Source organism: Vibrio sp., from assembly GCF_038138445.1.
Classification (GTDB): domain Bacteria; phylum Pseudomonadota; class Gammaproteobacteria; order Enterobacterales; family Vibrionaceae; genus Vibrio.
Window position 1 is genome coordinate 21647 of record NZ_JAYQDQ010000054.1, and the last position, 6338, is coordinate 27984.

Consider the following 6338-nt stretch of genomic DNA (forward strand, 5'->3'; position numbering starts at 1 on the left):
CTGATATGGGCGCAAGCTTTTGGGAACGAGGACGTCATTTTGTCACTATCATTTCAGCACTGTGCCTTATGCTTCTTTTGGTTATTATTTATGTTTTTTTCTCTGTATCAAAAATAAAAGAAGTGACGCCAGAACCCTACGTCACCATTATTAACAACAATATTACCGCCAAAACCAAGCTATTAACGGTAAAAGCAGCTGTTCTCACATATACAACTCATAGGGACAAAAAACATCTGGCACAGCTTAAGTTTAAATCGAAGGTGTTTCGGGCAAGTATATATCACGACTTACTCGCCGAGAGAACCATCGACTTACACTCAAACTATGGTGACATAGAAGAATTAAAACAGATAAGTGCCCAAATCTCAGAGGCATTTGATGAAGTTGATACGCTTACCTTAGGCGATATTGCCAAAGCACAGCAGATTATTATGGCCTTTGATAAGGCGTACATGAGATTAAACGCCTATCTGTCTGGTTTTGTAAGTAAAGTACAGAAAAGAAAAGCCGAGTTCCTTGATTTCAAAGAAACGTTTTATAACAAGCAATATGTTTATTTAGGGATCATTTTTTTATGCTCAATGCTGATGGTTGGTGTGATCTCTTGGATGTACTTGAATCAAATTAGGTTAGGGAAGGAGCTAGAAGAGAAAACTCGGGTCATGAAGGAAGCGAAACGCAATGCTGAGCAGAGTGCGAACGCTAAGGCTCGATTTTTAGCCAATATGTCCCATGAAATGCGCACCCCTCTCAATGCGATAATTGGTTTGAGTCAAAAGGAGTACTACGAATCATCTGATGAGCAGACTCGTCACTTTCTGTCCATGATTAATAGCTCTGGGGAGCACCTGCTAAAGCTAATTAATAATGTCCTTGATCTCAGCAAAATAGAAAAAGGTCGCTCGGCGATATCTTACGATGACTTCTACATCTGTGAGCTTATCGACGTGTCAAAAACTGTATTTGTTAATTTTGATAAGCAGCACGACGTAGAGGTCTTTTATTCCACAGGGATTTCAAGTAATTATAAAATTCGTTCAGATAAGACCAAGTTAGTACAAATTATTAATAATTTGGGTTACAACGCACTCAAGTTTACCGAGAAAGGGTTTGTGGATTTGTCTATTTCTATATCAATAGAGGGTGACCAAACTCAACTCAACATTCGAGTGAAAGATAGCGGTATAGGTATGACTAAGGAGCAGCTTGAGAAGGTGTTTCAAGAGTTTACCCAAGCTGACGAGTCGATCACACGAAAGTATGGCGGAACAGGGTTAGGGTTATCTATTTGTCAATCTTTGGTCTCTATGTTTGGTGGTACGATGCAAGTAACCAGTGAACTCGGACAAGGCAGCGAATTTGTGGTCAACATACCTACAGAGATAGTTGAAGAAAAACCTCTGTTGAGCCCAGTATGGGAAAGGAAATCGATACAAGTAATTGCCAGCCACCCAGATGTTCGTTCATTGATAATTCGGGAATTAGACGCTCTTGGCCTTTATGACCCGCATGGCTCTACACTATTGTATTATCTCGGCAATGGTGAACAATTAGGTGATCAACTCAACCAATTCGCTGAAACTGAGCCCGAATCTATATTGGTCTATGGCCATATGAACACGCCGATGCCTTTGTTGGACAATACGAGATTGTTGAGTAAGCCTTATGATCTATTGAACTTGATTAATTGTTTGCAGGAGGAGGTGACGCCGCCAATACCTATTTCTGATGGCGCTGAAAGCAATGTTGTATACAGAAAGATTTCAGCCATGCTGGTGGAAGATATTCGTATGAACCAAATTGTGGCGGAAAAAATGTTGTCAACATTAAGCGCAAAAACGACAACGGTCAATAATGGACAAGAGTGTCTCGATGTATTGCGTCAGCAAAACTTTGATATCATTTTTATGGATATTCAGATGCCTGTGATGGATGGTCTGGAAACATTAAAGCAGATTAAATCAGAGGGGTTGGCAGCCAACACGCCAATTATTGCTTTGACTGCCAATACATTCGACAGTGACGTTGAGCACTATTTAGAGCAAGGGTTCAATAACGTGCTTGGTAAGCCGTTTAAGCTTGAATGGCTAAAGAGCATACTTGAAAAGCATGCTCCTAAAGAGGGATGATCCATTAGCCAAGAATGTAGTTAGCGGGTTTTTACGCCCACTAACATGCCGACGCGCTGATTTTCTATGCCAAGAAGCCATTTTTTAAACGGATTTAAGTCACCAAAATAATAACAATGCGCTGAGAAAACGCTGTTAAACCCTGCCTTTATCAATTGCTCACGCCAATGAAGCTCCGAGTTAAAACACACACCTACTCCAGCAGTGTTTGCGCCGAGTCGAGAAGTCAGGGGTTTGAGTAGCTTAGAGGAAGTTAATCGATAGATTAACTTACCCGGAGCATTGGAATGCTCTTTTCCTTCATAAAAGTTTTCAAAGATAATGACTATGCCCTCAGTCCCCAACATATCATACGCTGTTTTCAAACCTTGGAGCTGCAAGGCATGAGTCTCGGCGTAAGAAGGTGCAATGAAGTGATGCAAAACCCAGTTGAACTGAATCATGTCATAGTCTTGAGTCCCCTCAAACTGTTGATAAACACCATTAATAAGAACTTTGTGCTTGTTAGGCTTATTTTTAGCGTGCATATCTGAGTCTGGTTCGACAATATCGACACAACAACCGGGGTATTGGGCGATGAGTTTGTCAGCATACAATCCATTACCTCCACCCACATCGAGAAAGTGAGCATGATAAGGATAATGGATATTCTGATCTATAACGCTGCGTACAAGTCGGAACAAAGATCTGTCGATATACTCAACATCAAAGTTGGCAACTTGTCGCGGGTCAAGTAGTCTAATATTTTCGGCCATAACTAAATCCCTCCATTATCAGGTATTTAGCATATATCGTGCCTCAATTTTTCTATACTTAACGTTATGATATTAATGAAAATTTAATGAGTGTGGATAGTTAAAATGGGACTATTCTCATTATGGTTCTTATTTTGAGATTGCGGTGGTGTAAATATATATTCTAACAGTACTGCATTTAGCCAATAAAATACGCCTTTTCCCCTAGAATGTGGGTCTCATAAACGACGCGATCGTCACCTAGTGTCATGAGTAAAAATAGTTTTTCCTCGAGAGTATTTGCTTTTTCCATCCTCAGGCTAAGTAAGGGTGTTGCATTTAAATCGAGTACGACAAAGTCCGCCTCTTTACCGACTTCAAGATTACCTATTTTATTTTCAAGATGCAGTGCACGTGCGCCACCAAGCGTAGCCAGATAGAGGGACTTCAGGGGATGTAACTTCTTCTGCTGAAGCTGCATTACTTTATACGCCTCATTCATGGTATGCAACAAAGAAAAGCTAGTACCTGCCCCCACGTCTGTTCCCATCCCTATTCGGACTTGGTAATTTTCTAATTTGGCAAGCTTAAACAAGCCAGAACCAAGGAAAAGGTTTGAAGTTGGACAAAACGCAACAGATGAATGGGTGTCTGCTAGGCGCTGACATTCATGATCCGACAGGTGAACACCATGAGCAAAGACGGAACGCTTATGTAGAAGACCATAGTGGTCATAGACATCGAGATATCCAGCACGCTCAGGAAAAAGCTCTTGAACCCAATCAATCTCCCTAAGGTTTTCAGACAAATGGGTGTGAAGGTAAACGCTAGGGAATTCTTTTAGTAGTTTGCCTGCCATTTTCAGTTGTTCTGGACTGCTGGTGGGTGCAAAACGAGGTGTGACGGCATAGAGAAGTCTATCTTTATTGTGCCACTTTTCAATTAAGGCCTTTGAGTCTTGATAGGCTGATTTGGGTGTATCTGTGAGTTCGTCAGGTGCGTTGCGATCCATGAGTACTTTCCCGGCGATCATTCTTAAATGACGTTTCTGGGCTTCTTCGAAAAAAATGTCCACAGATTGCTTGTGCACGGTACCAAAAACTAAAGCTGTGGTGGTTCCATTACTCATTAGCTGATAAAAGAATAGTCGGGCTATCTGTCTGGCATATTCTGGGTCACTAAAACGTATTTCTTCTGGAAACGTGTAGTTTTCTAACCAATCAAGTAACTGGTCCCCGTATGAAGCGATAATCTCGGTTTGAGGGTAATGAATATGGGTATCGATAAATCCAGAGGTAATGAGCTTATTCTCATACTCTTTAACAGGGATTTTGTTAGGTAAGTTTTTTAAAAGCTTTTCCGCATCACCAATATTAATGATGTGCCCATCCTCTATAACGAGAAGGCCATCTTCAAAAAATTGATAGCAGTTACCAAGACCGACGTCTTTTGGATCGGCGAGACAGTGTATGATACTGGCGCGATAAGCTTTGCGTTGACTTGCCATATAGACTTCCTTTCTTGGCTGCAGTCGATGACTAGGCGATTTTATCTTTTGCTGAACTATCGTTTTTTACACTGTGTTTAGTGCCGCTTTGATGTCCGGATACGCCTTGGTAATGCATGATGAGTTCTCCAGCGACAGACACTGCAATTTCAGCTGGATTCTTACCACAGATATTACTGTGGCCTATTGGACAAATTACCTTGCTGATCTCTTGTGGTGAGTATCCTCGCTGAGCTAGCCGCATAGTGAATCTTTTTCGCTTCGCTTCTGAGCCAATGACGCCAAGATATCGGCTATCGGCTCTATCCAATACGGCTCGTGTCAGATCAAAATCCAGCTGATGGTTATGTGTCATTATTAAGTAATAGCTTTCGATAGGTTGTTCACTGACTTCAAAGACAGGATCATCAGAGACGAGTTTGGTCACATTGTTAGGGACAAGGTCAGGGAAGATGTCACTACGCTGATCAATCCAGGTAATATGAAATGGGAGCGTTGAAACAACATGAATAAGAGCTTGAGAGACATGCCCAGCGCCAAAAATTACCAAGGTTTTCGGACTAAATCCGATAGGCTCAAAATATAAGGTCACGACACCCCCACAGCATTGGCCTAACCTAGCGCCAAGATTAAACCGCTCTGTTTTGGGTGACGCTTGTCCTAAAGAGAGCAGGTCGCGCGCGATTTGTGTTGCTAGGTGTTCAAGGTGTCCACCCCCTATGGTGGCGATTAAACGCTCATTAGTGATGAGCATTTTTGTGCCTGACTCTCTTGGTGCAGAGCCTTGTGTTTCCAATACAGTGACCATTACGCAAGGCTCTTGGTTGTGCTCTAGCTTGGCCAATTCCTGAATCCAGTTGTCGCTGTACATGATTATCTCCTTAGCTAATGAGCTCTTTTAAGGGCTCACACACTGGTATTTCTTGCATTTTGAATCGCCATCAACACACGTTCTGGTGTAGCGGGTGTATTTAACTGTGGTGCAATCCCTTTAGGTACAGCAGAAGCAATGGCATTTTTTAGTGCGCTCCATACAGAAATAGCGAGCATAAAGGGGGGCTCGCCGACCGCTTTCGAGTGGTAAACAGTGTCTTCGGAGTTGCTATGGTTTTGCAGCAATTGTGTATTAAACTCGAGAGGCATGCCGGATATGGCAGGAATCTTATAACTTGCTGGCCCGCTTGTTGTTAAACGACCTTGTTCATCCCAGCATAGTTCTTCTGTGGTAAGCCAGCCAACGCCTTGGATAAAGCCACCCTCAATTTGCCCAATGTCTATAGCAGGGTTCAGTGAGGCTCCAACATCATGCAGAATGTCCACTCGCAGTAGTTTGTATTCGCCAGTCAAGGTATCAATAATTACCTCTGAGCATGCCGCTCCATAGGCATAGTAATAGAAGGGACGACCACGCGCTTTTTCACGGTTATAGTGGATTTTAGGCGTACGATAAAAGCCTGTACTCGATAGTGAAATCTGGTTGAAGTAGGCCAATTGAACTAAGGCATCAAATGCCATCAGCTCTTTGCCAACCATGACATTACTATTGCTGAATACTATGTCTTGCTTAGGCACCTTAAAGTGGCTCGAAGCAAATTTTATTAGGCGCTGTTTTATTTTCTTTGCTGCATTTTGGGCTGCTTTTCCATTGAGATCAGTGCCTGAAGACGCAGCGGTAGGAGAAGTATTGGGAACCTTGTCGGTATTTGTGGCTGTAATTTGGATGCGTTCAATTTCAACCTGAAATTCTTCAGCGACAATTTGTGCAACCTTAGTATTGAGACCTTGTCCCATCTCAGTACCACCATGATTTAGATGAATACTGCCGTCGGAATAAATATGGATAAGAGCACCGGCTTGATTTAAAAATTTAGCGGTAAACGAAATGCCAAACTTAACGGGAGTAATAGCCATAATGCCGTTCACTTAAGGTGAGCGGCATTGTTTTTTCTGGGGTATCGGCTTGGT

The 6338-nt window shown here is 42.3% G+C and carries 4 protein-coding genes and 1 pseudogene; 1 reads left to right on the forward strand and 4 read right to left on the reverse strand.

Features of this window, described 5'->3' with window-relative positions:
- The first annotated feature begins 5 nt into the window (after positions 1 to 5).
- Positions 6 to 2132, forward strand: a complete 2127-nt coding sequence (locus AAFM34_RS13975; protein WP_341663829.1) for an ATP-binding protein — start codon at positions 6 to 8, stop codon at positions 2130 to 2132.
- A 20-nt stretch (positions 2133 to 2152) separates the two neighbouring features.
- On the opposite strand, the gene AAFM34_RS13980 is transcribed toward AAFM34_RS13975, so the two are convergent.
- The 4 genes and pseudogenes from AAFM34_RS13980 to AAFM34_RS13995 all read right to left on the reverse strand — a co-directional run.
- Positions 2153 to 2887 carry a class I SAM-dependent methyltransferase gene (locus tag AAFM34_RS13980; RefSeq protein WP_341663831.1) on the reverse strand — a complete coding sequence of 245 codons (735 nt, stop codon included), beginning with the start codon at positions 2885 to 2887 and terminating at the stop codon, positions 2153 to 2155.
- 178 nt (positions 2888 to 3065) lie between these two features.
- Positions 3066 to 4373 (reverse strand): guanine deaminase, encoded by a 1308-nt coding sequence (guaD, locus tag AAFM34_RS13985; protein ID WP_341663833.1) that lies wholly within the window; start codon positions 4371 to 4373, stop codon positions 3066 to 3068.
- A 31-nt stretch (positions 4374 to 4404) separates the two neighbouring features.
- Positions 4405 to 5244 (reverse strand): xanthine dehydrogenase accessory protein XdhC, encoded by an 840-nt coding sequence (gene xdhC / locus AAFM34_RS13990; protein WP_341663835.1) that lies wholly within the window; start codon positions 5242 to 5244, stop codon positions 4405 to 4407.
- A 35-nt stretch (positions 5245 to 5279) separates the two neighbouring features.
- Positions 5280 to 6284, reverse strand: a pseudogene (locus AAFM34_RS13995) (molybdopterin cofactor-binding domain-containing protein); the annotation flags it as partial.
- Between the last annotated feature and the right edge of the window lie 54 nt (positions 6285 to 6338).